Origin of the sequence: Psychromonas sp. 14N.309.X.WAT.B.A12 (assembly GCF_030397575.1) — a bacterium.
Lineage (GTDB): Bacteria > Pseudomonadota > Gammaproteobacteria > Enterobacterales > Psychromonadaceae > Psychromonas.
This window is the reverse complement of record NZ_JAPNXS010000005.1, coordinates 32396-52927: the sequence shown is the minus strand read 5'-3', so window position 1 is coordinate 52927 and position 20532 is coordinate 32396. Positions and strand designations below refer to the sequence as shown.

Sequence of the window (20532 nt, the reverse complement as noted above, 5' to 3'; positions counted from 1 at the left end):
TTGTCAGTCAGTGATAATTGAGCGAGTTTTGGCAGTGTTTAGTAGTGAGGTGGTCGCATCTCTTCTTTTTCTGACGCCAGCTGATTAGGCTGACTTTCTTTTAGTTTTACTGCTAATAAGGCCACTTGTTCAATTAATTGCTGGGTACGGCGTTGCTGTTCAAATATCTCTTGGTTAAGTGTGTCGATATTGTCTTCTTGAAAAGCAACCTTCATTTCTAATTGTTCTATGCGTTCTTCTAATTCACTTTGTTTATTCGTCATGATGTCTCTTATAAAGGGCCTAATGGCCAAATTTCTAATAAGCCTGCGGAGCTTTCAGTCGCAATTTCTGAATCGCTCCATAATGAAGCAGAGTATACTACAGCTGTTTTAGGACGTGTCTCTTTTCTTGCGGTAACAGCCCATTCTTGTCGTTTAAGGCCTGTGTTTGTATCCCACAGGCTAACCGATTGGATAGCATTACCGGTTAACAAGTATTGCCCATCTTGGATAAAGCGTACCGTAGAGAAAATTGATTGGCGGGCTTTATAAATAAGTGTACTTTGTAACTTACCTGTTTGTAAATTCCAGATTTGAGACGCTTTTTGAGTATCTGCAATAAAAGCAAATCGCCCATCCTTCTCTAATCTTACCAAGCTAACTCGTTGATCAAACTCAAAGCGTTGTATCACTTGTGCCGTATCTGTATCCCATAAAAAGGCTTGGTGATCGTTACCACCGGATAAAACATAACGACCATTACTAGACATATCGAGACTATTCACTTTTTCTCGGTGTAATGGCGCTTCTAAGCGGCGTCCTGACCGTAAATTAATGTGAACTAACTTACCGTTAACCTGTCCATAAGCTACAACATTGCCGTTTTCTGATAGCTGAATATCGCGTATCGGGGAATCTGATACTTGGTAAAACCCTAGAGATTTTCCTGTTTTGGTATCCCATAACGCAAACTCATTCCGGCTAGCGGTTAAGGCAACACTATTATTCGCAGATAAACGCACAATAAAAACGTCATTCTCTTGATTTTGATGGTGATACCAGTTGAACAATAGTTTATTGTTTCGGTTGTCCCATAAACTGATACCATGGTGAATGGAAGATATAAGCGAATAATCTCCATTATCGGAGATTTCCGCACTGAAAGCTCCCTCTGCAGCATGCTCAAATTGCTGTAAAGGTTGTGGATATTGCTCACAAGCAGTTAAAAATAGGGTGCTTACGAGTAAAAGGGATTTAAAAGTATTAGCTAATTGCATGATTAAATTGTCTTTGTTGGTAAACAGCTATAAGGTTAGTATAAGTTAACTGTTTTAGATACTGCTTTACAATTTTTGAAGTGAAATCAAAAGCTATCTGTTTTAATTTAATATTTGGAGTAACAATGAAAAACATTTTTAAAGTTTCTTTACTAGCAGCTACAGTTGCATTGACCGTAGGTTGTAACCAAGAACAAGAATCAGCTGCCCCGGCTCAAGAAGCAACTGCTGTGAATTTTAAAGATGCTAACGAAAAAGCAGCCTACGCAATCGGTGCTTCATTTTCTCGTTACGTTTCGACTACATTAGAAAAACAAGCTGAATTCGGCATGACATTAGATAAAGAAGTTATCCTACAAGGTATCACTGATACATTACGTGGAAACTCTAAATTAACTGATGAAGAGATGATCGAAACACTAAAAGTATACGATACAGAAGTTAAAGCAGCTGCAGAGAAAAAACAGCTAGAGTTATCAGAAAAAGCAACGGCGGAATCAAAAGCATTTTTAGAAGAGAATGCAAAAGCTGAAGGCGTAACAGTGACTGACTCTGGTTTACAATACTCTGTTATTACTGAAGCGGAAGGTCCTAAACCTGCTGCTGAAGATACAGTAACTGTTCACTATGTTGGTACATTAATTGACGGTACAGAATTCGATAGTTCTGTTGCACGTGGAGAACCAGCTAAATTCCCACTAAACCGCGTTATTCCTGGTTGGACTGAAGGTGTTCAATTAATGAGTGTTGGTGAGAAATACAAGTTTGTTATTCCTGCAGACTTAGCATATGGCGAACAAGGCGCTGGCTCTATCCCTGCCAATGCAACGCTTATCTTTGAAGTTGAATTATTAGATATTGAAAAGAAAGCGGCAGATACAGAAAAGAAAACAGCTGAATAATGCTTTTAAAGCGTAACTGATTTACCAAAGCCACTTTTTAGTGGCTTTTTTTGTGCTTGGTTTTTCAAAAGTTAATCGTTACGTTGAATACTTTGTAGTGTCCATTGATCTGCCTCATAAGTTAGATGACAGACGCTAGCATTGTGAATATTAAATTGCCGAGGTGCATCCACTGGGATGTGCAAAATTTGTTTTAGCAACATCACAATCGATAATCCATGTGTCATAACTGCTATAGATTGACCTGGGTGTGATAATGCAATTTCATTTAGCTTATTAACAACTCGCTTTTGCACTTCTTGTAAGGTCTCTCCTTTACCAATACGATAACCTAGTTCCCCAGAAAATAAGCGCTGTAGCTTTTGTTTATCTTGTAATGTTAACTGCAGTTTAGGTTGTCCGTCTAAATAGTCATAACTAATCTCACGTAACCGCTTACTAGTATGTAAAGTAAGCTGATGTGTTATAGCTAATGGAGTTGCAGAATTCTGAGCTCTGCCTAGGTCACTGCAATAGAGTTGTTGTAAAGGAATTGCTTTAAAGTATTCGACTAGCTGTAAAGCTTGTTGTTGGCCTTTTTCTGTTAATGGGCTATCTGAGTGCCCTTGAAAGCATCCCTGTTGATTAAATAAGGTTTCGCCATGGCGAATTAAGTACACATTAGTCATCGTATTCCTTAGTATAAAAGAGAACTAATATTAGCACCATAAAATGGCAAATAGTGTATCCTTGTGCGATAAATTTTAGACGATAATGAACAAGTGTTAGGTGATTGATGTGATTGGTTTTGACGTAGTGGTAATTGGTGCTGGTGCATCTGGTTTAATGTGTGCCATTGAGGCAGGTAAACGAGGACGAAAAGTACTGGTTATCGAGCATGCTAAGCGTATTGGTCAAAAGATTATTATGAGTGGCGGTGGACGTTGTAATTTCACTAACTTATATGTGGAGCCAAGTAATTTTCTTTGTAGTAATCCTCATTTTGTTAAATCAGCTTTAAGTCGTTACACGCAATGGGATTTCATTGCCATGGTGGATAAGCATAATATTGCATGGCATGAGCGCGATCATGGGCAACTTTTTTGTGACGATAGTGCTAAACAGATAGTAAAAATGTTATTAGATGAAGCCCAAGCAGCAGGCGTGACTATCAAAACGCAATGTGAAGTAATAACACATCAACAACTAGGCGATGACCATTTCAGTCTGCAAACCTCACAAGGTGATTTTGAATGCCAATCATTAGTCGTTGCAACAGGGGGGTTGTCATTACCTAAGCTAGGTGCGACGCCTTTTGCTTACCAATTGGCTGAACAGTATAATTTGCCAGTGAAACCAACACGCGCTGGTTTAGTGCCTTTTACTTTACAGCCGACTCAAAAAGAGAAACTAACTGAATTATCAGGTATTAGTTTACCCGCATCGGCCACTGCAATTAAAAAGAATGCGACTAAAAAAGATCGTCCAATGAGTTTCAGTGAAGCGTTATTATTCACGCACAGAGGGCTAAGTGGCCCAGTTATTTTACAAATATCGAACTATTGGCAAGCTGGTGATACGATCTCAATCGATCTATTACCAAGTGAAGATTTAAATTTATTACTGACTCAAACCCAGCAAGACCGCCCCGAATTAGCGTTAAAAACACAGCTATCACAACATTTACCAAAACGAGTGGTGGAATGTTTATTAAGTATTGCCGAAATTGAAAGCCGCCCTTTAAAACAGTTCACTGAAAAAGAGTTATTACAAGTTGTAGAGCTGTTCCATCAATGGCAACCTTTAATCAACGGTACAGAGGGCTACCGCACTGCGGAGGTAACTTTAGGCGGCGTTGATACTGATGTTATCTCTTCTAAAACCATGGAGTGTAAATCAGTTAAAGGATTATACTTTGTAGGTGAAGCAATGGATGTAACAGGGTGGTTAGGTGGCTTTAACTTTGCTTGGTGCTGGAGCTGTGGTTGGGCTGCAGGGCAAGCTGTTTAGTGAGAAGGTGAGTTTTACTAACATTGAGTTATCCTCTGTTACTCATTAGTGTTTTACAGAGGCTAATTTTTATTTTACTTTTCTTCTAGCATATTGATGATGTAATCAAAAGGTGCATCAGCTAGTTCATTTTTTGATTCGTATAAATCATTTACAGTGTCTAAGACATCAACGGTAGTTCGAGTCCCAACTTCAAAACCAGATTGTATTGCTTCTCTATCTGTAAATGTTGTTAAAGATAATAAAAAACTGGTATGTACTTTTGAAGAGTATGAGCAATCAAAGTATAAGGCATATTTAGTCTAGAAAGAGCGTAAATATCAGACTAAAGCGACTCAAATTATGATTGAAATATTACTTGATGAAATAGGAATATTTATGGGTTAGTGGTGGAGTAAATATCGTGGAATATGAACGGCTTAAGCTTTATCACATATATTATTGTACATAACTATATGTTATCTCTTCAATTAACAGTTTAAATATCTACTTAACTTTTCTCTTCGCTTTAAGTGGCAAGTACTGCAGGAGTCCTCAGTTTGAACTGGCTTTATCTTCGATATACAGGTTAAATTCACTATTTTTTATTACTGCCTATCGGCCTAGCTTAGGTTTCAGCCCATAAACGTAATAAGTTAGCGTGTGATTTACTGATTTTGTCAAAGGCGCTGCTTTTACCTTGTTGTTTCATTATATCTCGTCTGGCACTATCAAGATCTTTCAGTACTTCACGTTGTTCTGCATGACGTATGTAACTCTCTAGCCAGGTTACCGCAACATGCCTTACTCCTTGAGTAACAGGCGTGACTTGATGTAGTGATGTCGAAGGGTAAATAATGGCATGTCCTGCGGGTAGTTTATAACTGAGTTGCTGTACTCCGAACGAAAAAACTAATTCTCCTCCTTGGTAATCCTCTGGATCGGAAAGAAATAATGTACAAGAAAGATCAGATCTGAGTATTGCTTCACTACCCATTAACGCATCATCTACATGATCACCATAACCACCAGAATGTTGGCTTTGACTAATCAAAAAAGGGGCTATTTTTTTAGCATAAGTGCTGGTGGAAAATTCTGAGTGTGTAACCAATTGGCTGGTTAGGGTGTTAGTTACTTCAGATTCTAATTCTGGCGTTGCTTGCCATTGCTGATTAGTTTTTACTGATTTAGCAGCCCAACCTGCCGTGTCGGAACCTGCATAAAATTCGCCTAGTGTAAGTGTATTATGGATGTTAACTAAGGTTTCTTTATCTAATACATTTTCTAGAATGGTGATCATGAGGTTTTATATTACCTTTGTTAATGAGGGTGAACAGTAATATTACTGCCCACCCATTTTAACCGTTATAAACGGTATTTAAAGTCCAAGGTGATTGAACGAGGGTCATTGGCTTCTGCTGAAACCCAGTTTGGTGTAGTTACTACACGGCTTTTGTCAAATAGGTTACGTACCACAAGTGATACATCCCATTTTTCCATTTCGTAGTAAGCACCAAAGTCGAACTCTGCATAACCAGGAATAGTATAATCACCATCGTTGCGAGAACCTTCCGCACGCATACCTAAGGCAAAACGCATTGGTTCATTTTGCATCGCATAGCTATTCCATACTGAGAATGCATGATATGGAGTATAGTTAGCCTGTCTACCTGCATCATCACCAGAAGTATCATGTGCATCTGTGTAAGCATAGCTAACGCGGCTAGATATTTGGTCATTAAAGTGGAAGATGGCATCAACTTCTACACCTGTTGATCTAAATGCTTCGCCTAACTCTTGTGTTAAGACGCGCTCTCCATCGATGGTTTCAGTGCTCGTTGGATTTTTAGTGTTAATGTAGAACAATGTAACACTTGCATCTAGTTTCTTATCAAAGAAATCGCCTTTTACACCTATTTCATAGTTGTCACTTTCTTCTGACTCATACTCAACACCATCTTGACCATATTGAATTAGGTTTGAAGTATCAACTGGCTCATAAGCTTGGCTGTATGAAGCAAATAGATTGATTTCAGGGTTAAGTCGGTAGACAACACCTACATCATAAATGAAGTTAGTCAGGTCTTGATCGTAAGCATCATCACTTGAGCTTGTTTCTTCACCGACGTATTTAGTAAAACCAACACCTAATGCAAGGGTAAAGTCGTTAAGCGAAATACGATCTTTTAGGTATAAATTAAGCTCTTTATCAGTAGCGGTAGAGAAGTCACCTTCTTTTAAAGAGTCAGGCATAGCAGAGTATAACTGACTATCAGGATCATAAAGGTCAATTGTATAAAGGCCTACTGCTTCTGCGTTATCTTGGAAGTTACGCATAAACTTAGTTTCTTTATAACGGAAGTTAGCCCCTACAATCATATGATGTTCAAGCTCACCAGTATCAAACTTGCCTTCAGCATTCATATCTAATAATGCGTATTGATCTTCACCCTTAGCGTATACCCATTTTCTTTCGAAGGTGGTATCACCGATACTGTTACCTAAAGCACTACTATTACTAATGTATAAATCTTGAGATTCTGATTCAGTTTGAACAGCGGCTGCTCGAGCATTTAATGTCCAATTTTGTAATTGGTGTTCAATACTGAGTTCTAATGTAGTAGATTCAGTTGTACCTTTATCCAAGGGGCTACCATAGTAACTGCCTCGATTGATAACACTACCGTAACTATTGGTGGTATCATCTAATGTGCCGTTCGCAAAATTAGTGGTGAATACTCCATCTGTCCAAGCACTTCCGCCGACTCTTTCTTGGTTTTTATATTCTACACGTGGTGTGATTTTTGTGTCTTCACCGATTAAGAAAGTTAATGAAGCATCAACTAGTTGGTCATCATAAGAACGACCTTCTTGGTAACCATCAGCATCAGGTGTGAGCTCTGCATTGATTCGATACAATACTTTGTCACTCACTAACTCTCCTGTGGAGTCGATATTTACTGATGTTTGATTTCTTTCAAAGTAACCCGTGTCATCAGAAACAAAAGAACGATTTTTAATGCCTAAGGTTGTTTCAGATTCTTTTTTAGGCTTTTTAGTGGTGACATTTACCATACCGCCACCAACACCAGTTCCATATAAAATTGCATCAGATCCAGTTAGGAAAGTCGCAGACTCAAGGTTATAAGTGCTCGGTAAACGTGACCCTGTACCTGTTTCCCCACCTTGCAATGAACGTAAACCATTCACCATAAAATTATCGATATTAGTTTCAATTCCTCGAACAATCACACGACGAGCAGCAGAGCTTTCAGTGTGGAAACTTGCAACATATTCAGATATATCACGTGTATCTTCAGCAGCCATATCACTGATTTCTTTCTCTGATACTTGTACAACAGAACGACCTGTTTCTTTTAATGTTAGGTTCATTTTTGTTGCTGTTGAGTCAACGGTATTATTAATACCTTGCTGTTCTGACTCTGCTGTTACAGTAATTGTTTCAAGGCTCGATGCTCCATCTTCAGCCTCTACTTCTGTGGCAAATGAGGTTGGAGATAGCGCGGTGATCAGCGCTGATCCTACTGCTAAATGAGAAAGAGATTTTGAGGTGTTGAAAGACTTACTAGACATGCTCCATAGTTTCCTTTTAGATAATTATTTTGTTAATCCATTTATGTATATCCAATATACTGGCGCGGACTTTAAACTAAATGATAATTATTACCATTAGTTGGAGGGCTAATTTACATTTTTTACATTTGTTGTTTGGCCTTCTAAAGCATCAGTCGCTATATTTTCACCAAATAATGATAGGAAGATAAGCCACTGAATTTGAATAAATTATTTTAAGTGGATGGATTATCTTATTTTGGTTTAATGATGTGATTTTATATGTGTTTATTTGTATATATTATTTATGTTATGTTTGTTTTGCTGAGTGAAGTCTACACGTTTAGTTTAGTGTTTTTAGTTTGTAGGTCCTTTAGGAGAATAAAATGTCCAATACCAATTCAAATCTACCCAATATCAACGAACAAGCTTTTGATAGTCCAACTATAGATAAGTTAGCTATTACACCTTTAGTGACTGAAGATATTCATAAGCCAAGGATCTTATTACTTTATGGGTCATTACGAACACGTTCTTATAGCCGTTTAGCAGTGGAAGAAAGTGCTCGCTTATTAGAAGCAATGGGGGCGGAAACTCGAATTTTTGATCCTACGGGTTTACCGCAACCCGATACAGAAGATGAAAGCCACCCTAAAGTAAAAGAGTTACGTGAATTGATGATTTGGTCTGAAGGGCAGGTTTGGTGTTCGCCAGAGCGTCACGGTTCGATGACAAGTATTCTAAAAAGCCAAATTGATTGGATGCCATTAAGTATTGGTGCAGTGAGGCCAACACAGGGTAAAACCTTAGCGATTATGCAAGTATGTGGCGGTTCTCAATCTTTTAATGCGGTAAATCAAATGCGTATTCTAGGTCGCTGGATGCGTATGTTTACTATTCCAAATCAGTCCTCGGTGGCAAAAGCATTCCTGGAATTTGAAGAAGATGGGCGTATGAAACCTTCATCTTATTACAATCGTATTGTGGATGTGATGGAAGAGTTGATGAAATTTACTTTATTACTACGTGATAATAAAGATTACATGGTTGACCGTTATTCTGAGCGAGTCGAAAGTGCAGCTCAGTTGAGTGAACGAGTTAATCAAAAGACAATATAAATAAGTTACTGATTTGAACATCGTTAATCATTGCGATGTTCAAATAGAGTTTTAGATTAAGCTTGTATTAACTAGCAGGTTGTAAATATTGTTCGATAACTTGTTTATGCTTTTTGGCTAGGGCTCCGGCTTGCACTGGAGGAATACGCATCAAATCTACTTTTTGATTCGTTTTAGAAAACTCACTAGCAAAGTGAGCAGCTAATTCATGCTTACGAGTTTGTTGTGATAGGTCGGCAATATCTGCAATGTCTATACTTGGATCAAAACGGTGAAAGCCTCGGTAATTAAAATGTTTATCCACATGTAAATCACTTAATCTAACAAACTCATGCATTAACCCTCTACTCAAAGTATTCAACGAAAGGTCTTCAACCATTAGGTATAATGTCGCATTAGTCATTTCTATCAAGGTACTGCGCTCACTTTGATGGACATTGATATCCACTAACCACAGGCCATTTGGTCGCTGCTGTACATCAAGTAAGCTTAACGTGCTGTGATCGTAACTAATTTTAGCCAGTGTATTTTCCACTTCTTGCTGTGCATTAAAGGTGATGTGCTGCTCATTAACCAGCTCATCTTTATTATAAAACTCAGCCATTAAAGGTAAATCTATATGTGTGTTGAATGGGGTGGTTGTACTGTCATTAAGTGTTAGTTTAAATAGCTCTCTTACTTCATGCTCACGAGATTTTTTAATTGCTAAAAAAACGCTTTGAATGATTTCGGAGGTTGGTAGTTCAGGCTCAACACGCCATTTTCTGCCAAATAATAACTTTTCTTTATTCTGTTTTAGTGACGATTTTTTGTGATAGTTATCGTGTCCAATTACGCCGACTTGAATATATAAACCATTGGCTTCTTGTGCAGCAAAAACCACATACCTTGGATCGTATTCAATATCACATATTAATGCTTCCACACTTGCTAGCGTGTGATGATAGGTCAAATAGTGTTGAGGAACACAATAATCACCATTGCTCAGTAATACTTTTGGCGCTTTAGGCATCATTTTTTCACCTAAACGCAGCACGACTTCTTTCACCATCTGAGAAACCTTCTAAGGAATATTATTACAGTTTAAAACATATACGCCATGCAATTCGTGAAAGTTCACTGAATTGATAAAAAGTCCAGATAAAGACCTGTAAAACGTTAGAATAATTTCATCACACACTGATTTTCGCCCAACTTAAACTTTGCATAATAACAGTCTCTTTATATTCAAAGTGACTGATACCAATCACACTGATTAATGGATCTACTTTAGTTGTTAAAATAACTTATTTTGTCGTTAATTCTTCGATATATTATTAACGAAGTTAATCTTCGAAAGACTCAAATTACGCCTTAAACTAAGTCATTTTTCTATGCAAAAGTTAGATCATTTTTTAATATAATTAGTATGAGACAGTGTTATATGTTGTGGGGAATATAAGCGACAACCATGAAGTATTTATTACTATTGTGGCAATTTTTAAAGTGATGGAAGTGGTAGGCAAAGCTAGAAGAGAAAAGCCATAGATGAATACCTAATTATCTATGGCTAATTAAATTATAAGAGCCAAATTTATTTTAATTTGAAGTAACTAACAGAACTCAGTAGTTCTTCACTCAAGTCCGATAATGAAGAAGCAGAAGCCATTGAGACTTGAGCTCGATTATTGTTCTCTTCGGTAACTTGGTTAACCTCTTTCACATTGGCGCGGATCTCATCCAAGGTATTGGTTTGTATAAGCGATGCTGTAGAGGTTTGTTTGGAAATATCTTTAATTTGCTCCACGGAAATATTAATTTCATCAATCACATGGCCTGTATTGGAAACATGTTCAACACTTTGTAGTGATTTATTGTGACTATTATTAATCACAGAGACTGCACTCAAAGTACTGCGTTTTAGGGTTTCTAATGTGACTTGAATTTCACCAGTAGAATCTTGTGTACGCTGTGCTAAATTTCTAACTTCATCGGCAACTACAGCAAAGCCTCGGCCTTGTTCTCCGGCTCGTGCTGCTTCAATAGCTGCATTTAATGCGAGTAAATTAGTTTGGTCAGCGATACTTTTTATCACCTCTAAAATATTGGTAATATTATCTGCTTCAATATCTAACTGTTGAATAGCTGTCACTGAGTTTTCGATCTCACTAGCTAAATCTTCAATAGAATTAATAGTGTCGTACACTATCTCTTTACCTTTTTGTGCCGACTCAATAGCATTGTCTGATTTAGCGACCGCATTGTCGGCATGTTCAGCAAGCTGTGTCGACACTTGATAAAGGTCATCCACTGAATTTGATAGGGTTGTCATTCTAGTGCGTTGAAATTCAGCATCTTCAATTCTTTGCTGATTATCTTTTAGTAAGCCATTGGTTGAGTCATTTAAATTATTAGCCATCGCAATCACTGACTGGAAAATACCTTTTAAATTACTGGTCATCGAAGAGACTGAGCGTTTAATTTCACTGATCTCGTCTTTATTGTTACCTACATCAATATTTTTACTCAGATCTCCCTGAGCTAAAGAAGAAGTAGCAGAAACAATACTATGCAGGTCTGTTTTGAGTTTCCTAATGATTAAAAAAGAAATCACAATCACGATAAAGAAGATGCTCACGGCTAACACCATTGATTGAATCATGATGTAATTTTCTTTTTCAATAATGTTGGTTGCACGAATATTCACTAATTCATCATGCATATTATTAATGCGCTCGATACTGTCTAGAATTGGAGGAACGGCTAAACGCGCAGCCTTTTCTGCTTTTTTACGTGCTACAAAGGTCGCTTGGGTTAACCAGACGTTTGTTAAGTCTGATAAAGCGCTTTCTAATTGCTTAATCTGCGTTACTAATTGGTCGCGCGCTACGATTAAACCTTGATCTTGGGGTAATGAAAGTTGCTCATCCCATTGTTGTTGAAGTGTGGGACTAATTGCCAATAAATTACCTTGATAGCTTGCTAGCAGTGTTTTTACTTTATTGGTTGATGCCTCTAGCTCTGATTGTTCAATGGCGCGAGCAGAAAACTTCATGCCCATCTCTTCCGAGTCTTGATAAGCTTTAGTGATCTCTTTCCATTGGTTGTTGGTAAGGGAGTAAAACTTTAAAATCTCTGAGTCTAAAGTGATATTTTTAACCACTTCCCTACTGTTGTTGACTAGGTTAATCGAGATAAATAAGAGGGCGCATAATAGAAGCAGCACCAAGCCTGATATCTTAAATGATAACGTTAAGTTTCTAAATAAATTCAAACTAAATCCTTATAGTATAAAAGTTATTGTGAAATACGATAATTAGACTGTATCATTACTACCTAAAAAGTGAGAGTAAAAATTACACTCAAGCTGTTTGAAAAATCACCGTCACCTATCACGATTAAGCATAATATTTAACTTTAAACGATTGAATAGGAGACTAAGCATCAACTTTTTAACTATCTTCGAGTGTTGATATGGAAGAAAGTAAAGGCAAATACTGCCTTTACTGTATCGGCGGAAAATGAAAAAGCTTAATTAATTTTTAGGCATTTATTTGTTAAGCAAACCTAAATTTAAGGCGTGGAAGCGTAGGTGAGACTCTATAAAGCTGCTAATAAAGTAGTAACTGTGGTCATAACCTTCACGCATATTAAGTTTAAAGTAATTAGTATTTTTAGTGACCAGTACAGAAAGATTTTCTGGTTTTAACTGCTCTTGTAAAAATGAATCTTGGGTTCCTTGATCAATTAAAATAGGTTGATGCTCAGTTAATGGTGCTAGTAGTTCGCAGCTATCGTAAGCCTTCCAAGCGTTGCGATCTTCACCTAAGTAAGCCGTAAATGCTTTTTGTCCCCAAGGGCAATTGGTTGGATTACAAATTGGGCTGAATGCACTGATTGATGTGTACAAGTTTGGATTACGTAAACCAATAGTTAATGCACCGTGTCCACCCATTGAATGCCCACTGATTACTCGCTGTTGAGTGACAGGGAAGTTGGCTTCTATCAAGGTTGGTAGTTCATGCACAATGTAGTCGTACATTTGATAATGTTTATTCCAAGGCGCTTGTGTCGCGTTAACGTAAAAACCTGCGCCTAAGCCAAGGTCATAAGCTTGTTTTTCATCATCTGCTACATGCTCTCCACGTGGGCTAGTATCAGGTGCAACAATTGCTATACCTAACTCAGCAGCTAATCTCTGAGCGCCTGCTTTTTGCATGAAGTTCTCATCACTACAAGTTAAACCGGATAACCAATACATGACAGGTACTGGGTTATTAGCACTTGCTTGAGGAGGTAAATAAATAGCAAAACGCATTTCACAATTTAATACAGAAGAAGGGTGAGTATATTGTTTGTGCCATCCTTCAAAGAGTTTATTACTACTGATATTTTCAAGGATCATCATTATAGCCCTTTTAAAACAATGAAGAGGCTAAGCATTGATACATGCTTAGCCATAAGTAAGCGATCTATTTATTTGTGTTCGAAGTGAATTACACTACGGATACTTTCACCACTGTGCATTAAATCAAATGATTTATTAATGTCTTCAAGTGGCATGGTATGGGTAATAAAGTCACTTAATTTGAATTCTCCAGCTAAATACTGTTCAACGATGGCTGGTAATTGAGAACGCCCCTTAACCCCACCAAATGCAGTACCACGCCATACACGACCTGTTACTAATTGGAATGGGCGAGTTGAAATCTCTTGTCCTGCACCAGCCACACCAACAATTACTGATTCACCCCAGCCTTTATGACAACATTCTAACGCACTACGCATTACATCAACATTACCAATACATTCAAAAGAGTATTCAACGCCTCCGTCTGTCATTTCAACAATCACATCTTGAATTGGTTTGTCGAAGTTTTTAGGATTGATACAATCTGTCGCACCTAATTGCTTCGCTAGTTCAAACTTACTCTCATTGATATCAATACCAATAATTTTATTTGCTCCGGCCATTTTTGCACCGATGATTGCAGATAGGCCAATGCCACCTAAACCAAAGATCGCAACGTTATCGCCTTTTTCTACTTTAGCTGTATTTAATACTGCACCCATACCTGTTGTTACACCACAACCTAATAAACAGACTTCTTCAAGTGGCGCTTCTTTGTTTACTTTTGCTAGTGAAATCTCAGGTAATACTGTGTATTCAGAGAAAGTTGAACAACCCATGTAATGGAAGATAGGTTGACCATCTTTATAAAAACGGCTTGTGCCATCTGGCATTACCCCACGGCCTTGTGTTTCACGAACGGCACTACATAAGTTAGTTTTACCTGATGTGCAGAACTTACAAACACCACATTCAGCGGTATACAATGGGATGACATGATCACCAACACTTACACTGGTTACTCCTTCACCAACTTGTTCAACGATACCACCACCTTCATGACCTAAAATAACTGGAAACAAGCCTTCAGGATCTTCACCTGATAATGTGAATGCATCTGTATGACAAACACCCGAAGCGATAACTTTAACGAGCACTTCGCCTTTTCTTGGTAACATTACATCAACTTCTTCAACAACTAACGGTTGATTTGGGCCCCATGCAATAGCTGCTTTTGATTTAATAAATTGATCTGTCATATCTACTCCAATTATGTGTGTATGTCATTTTTGTGTAACTATTATATTTGTTTCTACAATAATGATAATCTATCTAAAATGAAAATTACTTTTACTAGGTGGTAACAATGTCATGGCAAGGGATTAATGAATTTGTTGCCGTCGCGGAGAGCAATAGCTTTTCGCTCGCGGCTAAACAACTGAATATATCAACGGCACAGGTTAGCCGGCAAATTAGTACCTTAGAAAAACGCTTACAGGTCAAACTTTTTTATCGAACCACACGTAGAGTATCACTCACCGAAGAGGCACAATTATTCTACCAACATTGTCGTAATTTACTGGATGGTTTGAATAATGCAGAGCAAGCAATCACTAATCTGCAAAGTAAACCACAGGGGAATATCAAACTTACCGTTCCCGTGACTTATGGCGAACAAAAAATACTACCACTGGTTAATGACTTTGTCGCTTTACATGATGGTATTGAAGTGACAACTGAGTTAACCAATAATCGTGTAGATCTTATTGATGGTGGTTTTGATGTGGCGATCAGGTTAGGTCAATTACAAGATTCCAGCTTGATTGCTAAAAAACTAAGCCAGCGTTCTAATTTCGTGTGTGCATCTAAAGCTTATTTACAAAAACACGGCGAAGCACATTCATTGTCTGAATTAAAACAGCATAACTGTTTACTAGGCACTCGTGACTATTGGCGTTTTATTGAGCTGGGTAAAGAAAAAAATATCAGAGTAAAAGGTAATTTGCGTTGTAATAGTGGTTTAAGTCTAGTGGATGCCGCTTTAAAGAATATTGGCATTGTACAGTTACCTGATTATTACGTGCAATCCTACATTGAATCAGGGCAGTTAGTGACTATTTTAGATCAATTCAGAGAACCATCGGAGGGGATTTGGGCCGTCTACCCACAGAATCGTTATTTATCACCTAAGATAAGGTTATTGATAGATCATTTATCTGCCAACTTAAAGTAGTGATGCTAACCTTTATTTAAAATAGCCATTTAACTTTTACCCCGATCTCTATTTGATTTTGATAGGAAATGTAGTGATTTCGGGGCGATAGTTTTACTTCAACTTCAATACTTTTTGGATCCACTCAGCGATATCAACTAACTGCTCTGCAACGACTGAATGTGGCATCATGTAAGATTGCCATTGAGCCGGATAACCTGCATCAACCAATAGTGTATTTGCCATTTTACCGGCACTGATTGGAACAACTTCATCTTGCTCTCCATGGTGCTGCATAATCGGGGTTTGCTGATTGGCTATAGATAACTCTGAAGGTAAATGATCTGGGCTTGGTAGGTAACAAGACATAGCAAGTACACCGGCTAACTTTTGCGGGTAGCGTAATCCTGAAAATAGACTAATTACACCACCTTGACTGAAACCAGCTAGTACAATCTTATCTGCAGTAATACCACTATCAATCTGTTCTTGAATTAAAGCATGCAAACGTTGTTCTGATTCCATGACTCCTGTGATATCTGCTCGGTTATGCAAGTCCATACTTTTGATATCGTACCAAGATCGCATCACTGCACCTTGATTAATAGTTACTGCTTGCTCCGGTGCATGCGGAAAAATAAAACGAATAGCGTGGTCTTTTGGTAACTTTAATGCTGGTACAATAGGTGAAAAACCTGCACCAGAATCCCCTAAACCGTGCAACCAAATGACGCAAGAAGTAGCTTCCACTGTGGGGTTTATGATGATTTTATCTAAAGTTGAAGACATATTGTATTCCTTATAAATAACTTAATAATGTAATTTTGTATAAAGAGGTTACGCTAATCTAATGGCAATGCAGTCTTTTTTAAGACTTCGCGTAACACAAAACTAGAATGGACACCTGTCACACCCTCTAATTTAGTGATTTGACCTAATAGAAACTGTTCATAATGCTGCATATCACGTACCACGACTTTTAATAAAAAGTCAGCTGATTGCCCTGTAACAATTAAACACTCTAATACTTCTGGTAGCGCGGTTACTGATGCTTCAAAGTTTTCAAAACGTTCCGGCGTATGTCGATCCATACTGATACCGATCATGGCCGTTAGATTTAAGCCTAAGGCTGCGGTCTTTAATAGTGTGACATGTTTATCAATGATACCAGACTCTTCTAAGCGCTTTACGCGTCGTGAGCAAGGAGTCGGTGATAACCCAATACTATCTGCTAATTCTAAATTACTAATACGGGCATTATCTTGCATGAGCTGTAATATTTGTTTATCTATCCGATCTAATTTTACGACTGATTGCATGCTAACTCCTTAAAATGTTATTGATCACTACTATTATTGTTATTAGTAGTGATTTATTGCAATATTTTTACTTTTTAATGGTCACTTTGCAATCACTCACTCAAAAAAGTTCGCTATAGTTTACACCATGGATAGCGAGCAAAGTTTCTAACCGGAAATGGGGGCAATATTCTTACCATGATGAGCCAACTCGCTAATTCTTTTATCTTTATCTGTAATTTCTTAGTATGATACCCAGCAAATAGTAACCATTAAAGAATCGTTTTTAGGGAATGTCTTATGTCAGCCAATAATAATCAAGCATCTAGTTTCAATCATAAAAAATATCGTGCTTTTGCACCTATTCAAAAGACTGATCGCCGTTGGCCTAACCTGGTAATCGACCATGCGCCTGATTGGTGTAGTGTTGACTTAAGAGATGGTAATCAAGCATTGATTGAGCCAATGAGCCCAACTCAAAAACTAGAAATGTTTAAGTTATTAGTGGATGTTGGCTTCAAAGAGATTGAAGTTGGTTTTCCTGCTGCATCAGCTCCTGACTTTGATTTTGTACGTCAATTAATTGAAGAAAACCATATTCCAGACGATGTGACTATCCAAGTATTGACGCAAGCAAGAGAACCACTTATTGCACGTAGCTTTGAAGCATTAAAAGGGGCTAAAAAAGCAATTGTACACTTATACAATTCAACATCTACTGTACAACGCGAGCAAGTTTTCAAAAAATCTCGCGATGAGATTAAAGGTATTGCTATTCAAGGTGCTGAATGGGTTAAAGAGATGGCTGAACAACAGCCTGAGACACAATGGTCATTCCAATATTCTCCAGAAAGTTTTACTGGAACAGAGATGGATTATGCATTAGAAGTGTGTGACGCAGTGATCAATGTATGGCAACCAACGCCAGATAATAAAGTTATCATTAACTTACCTGCGACAGTTGAAGTATCAACACCAAATGTTTACGCAGACCAAATTGAATGGATCAACGATAATATTAGTCATCGTGATTCAGTAAGAATTAGCTTACATACACACAACGACCGTGGTTGTGGTGTTGCTGCTGCCGAGTTAGGTGTATTGGCAGGCGCTGACCGTATTGAAGGCACGTTATTAGGTAATGGCGAACGTACAGGTAATATGGATATCGTGACTATGGCTATGAATATCTATAGCCAAGGTATTGATCCAGAATTAGTTTTATCAGATATGGACCGTATTATTTCTACGGTTGAACGTTGTACTCAGTTAGCCGTTCATCCACGTCATGCTTATGCGGGGGAGTTAGTCTTTGCAGCATTTTCTGGTAGTCACCAAGATGCGATTAACAAATGTATGAGTATCGATGCAGAAAAACGTAAAGATGACCCAAATGCACATTGGGAGGTGGCTTATTTACCGATTGATCCTCGTGATTTAGGACGCAGCTATCAACAAGTTATCCGCATTAATAGTCAATCAGGAAAAGGTGGCGTGGCGTACGTACTTGAACAAGATTACGGTATTCAAATGCCACGTTGGATGCAGGTTGATTTTAGTCCTCACATCCAAGCTTTTGCCGAGCAAAGTGAAGCTGAAGTAGGGCCAACAGCAATTCATGAGATATTCTCGAACACTTATTTAAACCCTGTGCATGCGGTAACGATTGATAGTTATCAGTTAAGCCGAGAAGGCAGTGTTGATACCTTAGAGGCTAAAGTACAGGCACAGGACCAACATATTGAGCTATCTGGTAAAGGTAAAGGTGTATTAGACGCCTTTGTGAAGGGATTAAGTGCCGCTATTGGACACGACATCGTGTTACTTGATTACAATGAGCATGCTTTACCAAGTAAGTTAGGGGCAGAGAACGAACAAGCTGAAGCAATGGCTTATGTGCAAATTAGTATTCAAGGCCAACGTTACTGTGCAGCCTCTCATTGTGATGATATCGTTACAGCTTCAATGCAAGCGTTGTTAAACGCATTAAGTCGTAGTGATGTATCAGTAGCAAAAACAGCGGCTATCTCAGCTTAATAAATGTATAAGAAAACTTCGTAGATACTTCTTTCTACGAAGTTTTTCGTCGATTAATCATAAGACACGCCTTTCCCGCCAAGATATCCACAATCATATATTGATAAAACATTAATCAGAAAGTAGAATACGACTCATTATCATTTATAAGGGTTGTTATGTCTAATATAGTAGTGGTCGACACCGATCTAGAAAGTCGATCATTAATCACTAAAATACTGATCAAAGCTTCACATCAAGTGACCTGCTTAAGTAATAGTGACAGTGTACTTAACCTCCTAGAACAACAAGGTGCAGACCTTGTTATTATTAATGACTGCACAAGCTCGGAAATCATTGTAGAGTTGATTGCTAAGATCTATGAAGATTTTGCTGCTCCTATTTTGCTTTTAAGTGAGCCAGATAAGCAAGATACATTACTTGAACAGCTTAGAGCAGGGGCAGATCAATACTTGATGAAGCCTTTCTCTGCCAACGCTTTATTGGTGCATACAGATGTACTACTTCGCCGGGTCGCTTTAGAGAAACAACGCGCTAACTTTAGCCATTGCAGCCAACAATTCTCCTTTAAAATATCACGCTTACCTTTCACTGATACTGAAGAGCAATTAGTGCAATATTTAACAAGCAAAGAGGGAGATATCATTTCTAAAGCGACCTTACAGAAAGAGGTGTTAAAGAAAGAACTTTCGATGTTTGACCGAAATTTAGATGTGCATATTAGTAATATTCGCCGCAAAATGTCTAATGCTGGTTTGTCTAAGTTACATATTAAAACAGTCCACGGTAAAGGTTATAGTTTTAGCGAGAGGTTAAGTAAAGTTGCCCCTCTATTATTCTTTTTCCTTTAATAATATTGGAATCTAGCGGCCTATTTTCTGTCCACCTTTCAATTTTTTCTTTTTTAGTTAACTACTTTTAAGGACTTTCTCCCAACCATAGAAAGCCTTTAAAATATTTTTATCTACAGAGTAAAAACACTCTCTTTTAATCGTTCCCAAAAACTATTTTTTTAAATTAACGTTTTTTATAGGTCGATTTTTATCTTAATTCAGTCGATTCTTTTAATATATTTTTATGTTCTTATCTTTAATTACCAAATGTAAAGAATGTAAATTTATTTATTAATTAAATGATAATGAATTACATTTGCATTCCTTATAAGCAGCTCCTTAATTAAGATCTTTTTTCATGGCTCTCTCTTTAAAAAACAAAAAAGTACAACTATGGGCAAGACGCTTACATATTTATGTTTCGATGGCTTTATTACTTGTTGTTTTGTTTTTTGCTATTAGCGGTATTACTTTAAATCGCCCAAATTTATATACCAGCGATACTCCACAGGTCGAGCAGCAAACATTAATTATTCCAGATCATTTTTTTAGCATGAAAAACTCACGTTTGACGGTGAATAAAGTCGGCTTACTTGATTATCTTAATCATAAAGCAAACCTTTCTGGCACACCTTCTTCTATGCAGGTTTTCAGTGATATTGAGCAAGGGGAAATGCTCGAAGGAGAAGTCTCTTTAGATTACAAAGGCCCTGGCTTCAATAGCACCGTATTTATTAACCTCGTCACTAAAGAAGCAGAAATAGAGTCAACACATTATGGTGTCGTGGCGGTACTAAACGACCTCCATAAAGGCCGTAATAGCGGTCAAGTATGGGCATGGTTTATTGATATTAGTGGTTTCTTAATGGTCTTTTTTGCTTTAACAGGTGTGTGTCTATTGGTTCCGAAAAAGAAAAGTTTTAGTTTAGGACTGAAATGGATGACCTTTGGCTCTGTAGTCACCCTGTTAATTTATCTATTTGCTGTACCTTAATGAGAGTTT

At 37.7% G+C, this 20532-nt stretch carries 18 protein-coding genes; 7 read left to right on the top strand and 11 right to left on the bottom strand.

From position 1 onward, the window contains the following. Nucleotides 1-38: 38 nt before the first annotated feature. Complete coding sequence (locus OW492_RS08110; protein WP_290039428.1) at nt 39-263, bottom strand: SlyX family protein; 225 nt, start codon at nt 261-263, stop codon at nt 39-41. A gap of 8 nt (nt 264-271) precedes the next feature. After that, nucleotides 272-1258 (bottom strand): hypothetical protein, encoded by a 987-nt coding sequence (locus tag OW492_RS08105; protein ID WP_290039427.1) that lies wholly within the window; start codon nt 1256-1258, stop codon nt 272-274. A 125-nt stretch (nt 1259-1383) separates the two neighbouring features. On the opposite strand from OW492_RS08105, the gene fkpA reads away from it, so the two are divergent. Further along, nucleotides 1384-2160: an FKBP-type peptidyl-prolyl cis-trans isomerase gene (gene fkpA, locus OW492_RS08100; protein WP_290039426.1), complete on the top strand. Its 777-nt coding sequence runs from the start codon at nt 1384-1386 to the stop codon at nt 2158-2160. A 71-nt stretch (nt 2161-2231) separates the two neighbouring features. Here the strand turns inward: fkpA and OW492_RS08095 are convergent, their stop codons facing one another. Then, on the bottom strand, nt 2232-2828 hold the full coding sequence (locus OW492_RS08095) for a histidine phosphatase family protein (protein WP_290039425.1): 597 nt from the start codon (nt 2826-2828) through the stop codon (nt 2232-2234). Nucleotides 2829-2937: 109 nt separating this feature from the next. Between OW492_RS08095 and OW492_RS08090 the strand changes: the two genes are divergently transcribed. Next, nucleotides 2938-4149, top strand: a complete 1212-nt coding sequence (locus OW492_RS08090) for an NAD(P)/FAD-dependent oxidoreductase (protein ID WP_290039424.1) — start codon at nt 2938-2940, stop codon at nt 4147-4149. Between the two features lie 607 nt (nt 4150-4756). On the opposite strand, the gene OW492_RS08085 is transcribed toward OW492_RS08090, so the two are convergent. Further along, nucleotides 4757-5428: a Fe2+-dependent dioxygenase gene (locus OW492_RS08085; protein ID WP_290039423.1), complete on the bottom strand. Its 672-nt coding sequence runs from the start codon at nt 5426-5428 to the stop codon at nt 4757-4759. A 65-nt stretch (nt 5429-5493) separates the two neighbouring features. Beyond that, a complete protein-coding gene (locus tag OW492_RS08080) occupies nt 5494-7722 on the bottom strand; it encodes a TonB-dependent receptor (protein ID WP_290039422.1) in 2229 nt (742 codons plus the stop codon). A gap of 365 nt (nt 7723-8087) precedes the next feature. On the opposite strand from OW492_RS08080, the gene arsH reads away from it, so the two are divergent. Continuing rightward, entirely contained in the window at nt 8088-8819 is a 732-nt protein-coding gene (arsH, locus tag OW492_RS08075; RefSeq protein WP_290039421.1) for an arsenical resistance protein ArsH, read from the top strand. A 67-nt stretch (nt 8820-8886) separates the two neighbouring features. Here arsH and OW492_RS08070 read toward each other — a convergent pair whose 3' ends face one another. The 4 genes from OW492_RS08070 to OW492_RS08055 form a co-directional block, all read right to left on the bottom strand. Beyond that, complete coding sequence (locus OW492_RS08070; RefSeq protein WP_290039420.1) at nt 8887-9870, bottom strand: hypothetical protein; 984 nt, start codon at nt 9868-9870, stop codon at nt 8887-8889. Between the two features lie 522 nt (nt 9871-10392). Continuing rightward, a complete protein-coding gene (locus tag OW492_RS08065; protein ID WP_290039419.1) occupies nt 10393-12072 on the bottom strand; it encodes a HAMP domain-containing methyl-accepting chemotaxis protein in 1680 nt (559 codons plus the stop codon). Nucleotides 12073-12348: 276 nt separating this feature from the next. Beyond that, the gene (fghA, locus tag OW492_RS08060) at nt 12349-13203 is read right to left on the bottom strand and encodes an S-formylglutathione hydrolase (protein ID WP_290039627.1); all 855 of its coding nucleotides are present in this window, start codon (nt 13201-13203) and stop codon (nt 12349-12351) included. 71 nt (nt 13204-13274) lie between these two features. Then, nucleotides 13275-14408 (bottom strand): S-(hydroxymethyl)glutathione dehydrogenase/class III alcohol dehydrogenase, encoded by a 1134-nt coding sequence (locus OW492_RS08055; protein ID WP_290039418.1) that lies wholly within the window; start codon nt 14406-14408, stop codon nt 13275-13277. A 107-nt stretch (nt 14409-14515) separates the two neighbouring features. Between OW492_RS08055 and OW492_RS08050 the strand changes: the two genes are divergently transcribed. Further along, nucleotides 14516-15382 carry a LysR substrate-binding domain-containing protein gene (locus OW492_RS08050; protein ID WP_290039417.1) on the top strand — a complete coding sequence of 289 codons (867 nt, stop codon included), beginning with the start codon at nt 14516-14518 and terminating at the stop codon, nt 15380-15382. 93 nt (nt 15383-15475) lie between these two features. Here the strand turns inward: OW492_RS08050 and OW492_RS08045 are convergent, their stop codons facing one another. Both OW492_RS08045 and OW492_RS08040 read right to left on the bottom strand, forming a co-directional pair. Next, nucleotides 15476-16150, bottom strand: coding sequence for an alpha/beta hydrolase-fold protein (locus OW492_RS08045; protein ID WP_290039416.1), 675 nt, complete (start codon nt 16148-16150; stop codon nt 15476-15478). A gap of 53 nt (nt 16151-16203) precedes the next feature. Further along, on the bottom strand, nt 16204-16680 hold the full coding sequence (locus tag OW492_RS08040; RefSeq protein WP_290039415.1) for an Lrp/AsnC family transcriptional regulator: 477 nt from the start codon (nt 16678-16680) through the stop codon (nt 16204-16206). Nucleotides 16681-16959: 279 nt separating this feature from the next. On the opposite strand from OW492_RS08040, the gene leuA reads away from it, so the two are divergent. From leuA to OW492_RS08025, 3 genes are all read left to right on the top strand, one after another. Continuing rightward, the gene (gene leuA, locus OW492_RS08035) at nt 16960-18696 is read left to right on the top strand and encodes a 2-isopropylmalate synthase (protein WP_290039414.1); all 1737 of its coding nucleotides are present in this window, start codon (nt 16960-16962) and stop codon (nt 18694-18696) included. A 158-nt stretch (nt 18697-18854) separates the two neighbouring features. After that, complete coding sequence (locus OW492_RS08030; protein ID WP_290039413.1) at nt 18855-19547, top strand: response regulator transcription factor; 693 nt, start codon at nt 18855-18857, stop codon at nt 19545-19547. A 340-nt stretch (nt 19548-19887) separates the two neighbouring features. Further along, entirely contained in the window at nt 19888-20523 is a 636-nt protein-coding gene (locus OW492_RS08025) for a PepSY-associated TM helix domain-containing protein (RefSeq protein ID WP_290039412.1), read from the top strand. The last annotated feature ends 9 nt before the right edge of the window (nt 20524-20532 follow it).

Coding starts and splice junctions, on each gene's coding strand:
- arsH (WP_290039421.1), top strand. CDS start 8,088: ATGTCCAATACCAATTCAAATCTACCCAATATCAACGAACAAGCTTTT.
- OW492_RS08095 (WP_290039425.1), bottom strand. CDS start 2,828: ATGACTAATGTGTACTTAATTCGCCATGGCGAAACCTTATTTAATCAA.
- OW492_RS08025 (WP_290039412.1), top strand. CDS start 19,888: ATGGCTCTCTCTTTAAAAAACAAAAAAGTACAACTATGGGCAAGACGC.
- OW492_RS08055 (WP_290039418.1), bottom strand. CDS start 14,408: ATGACAGATCAATTTATTAAATCAAAAGCAGCTATTGCATGGGGCCCA.
- OW492_RS08050 (WP_290039417.1), top strand. CDS start 14,516: ATGTCATGGCAAGGGATTAATGAATTTGTTGCCGTCGCGGAGAGCAAT.
- OW492_RS08070 (WP_290039420.1), bottom strand. CDS start 9,870: ATGGTGAAAGAAGTCGTGCTGCGTTTAGGTGAAAAAATGATGCCTAAA.
- OW492_RS08105 (WP_290039427.1), bottom strand. CDS start 1,258: ATGCAATTAGCTAATACTTTTAAATCCCTTTTACTCGTAAGCACCCTA.
- OW492_RS08040 (WP_290039415.1), bottom strand. CDS start 16,680: ATGCAATCAGTCGTAAAATTAGATCGGATAGATAAACAAATATTACAG.
- OW492_RS08030 (WP_290039413.1), top strand. CDS start 18,855: ATGTCTAATATAGTAGTGGTCGACACCGATCTAGAAAGTCGATCATTA.
- OW492_RS08085 (WP_290039423.1), bottom strand. CDS start 5,428: ATGATCACCATTCTAGAAAATGTATTAGATAAAGAAACCTTAGTTAAC.
- OW492_RS08080 (WP_290039422.1), bottom strand. CDS start 7,722: ATGTCTAGTAAGTCTTTCAACACCTCAAAATCTCTTTCTCATTTAGCA.
- fghA (WP_290039627.1), bottom strand. CDS start 13,203: ATGATCCTTGAAAATATCAGTAGTAATAAACTCTTTGAAGGATGGCAC.
- OW492_RS08110 (WP_290039428.1), bottom strand. CDS start 263: ATGACGAATAAACAAAGTGAATTAGAAGAACGCATAGAACAATTAGAA.
- leuA (WP_290039414.1), top strand. CDS start 16,960: ATGTCAGCCAATAATAATCAAGCATCTAGTTTCAATCATAAAAAATAT.
- fkpA (WP_290039426.1), top strand. CDS start 1,384: ATGAAAAACATTTTTAAAGTTTCTTTACTAGCAGCTACAGTTGCATTG.
- OW492_RS08045 (WP_290039416.1), bottom strand. CDS start 16,150: ATGTCTTCAACTTTAGATAAAATCATCATAAACCCCACAGTGGAAGCT.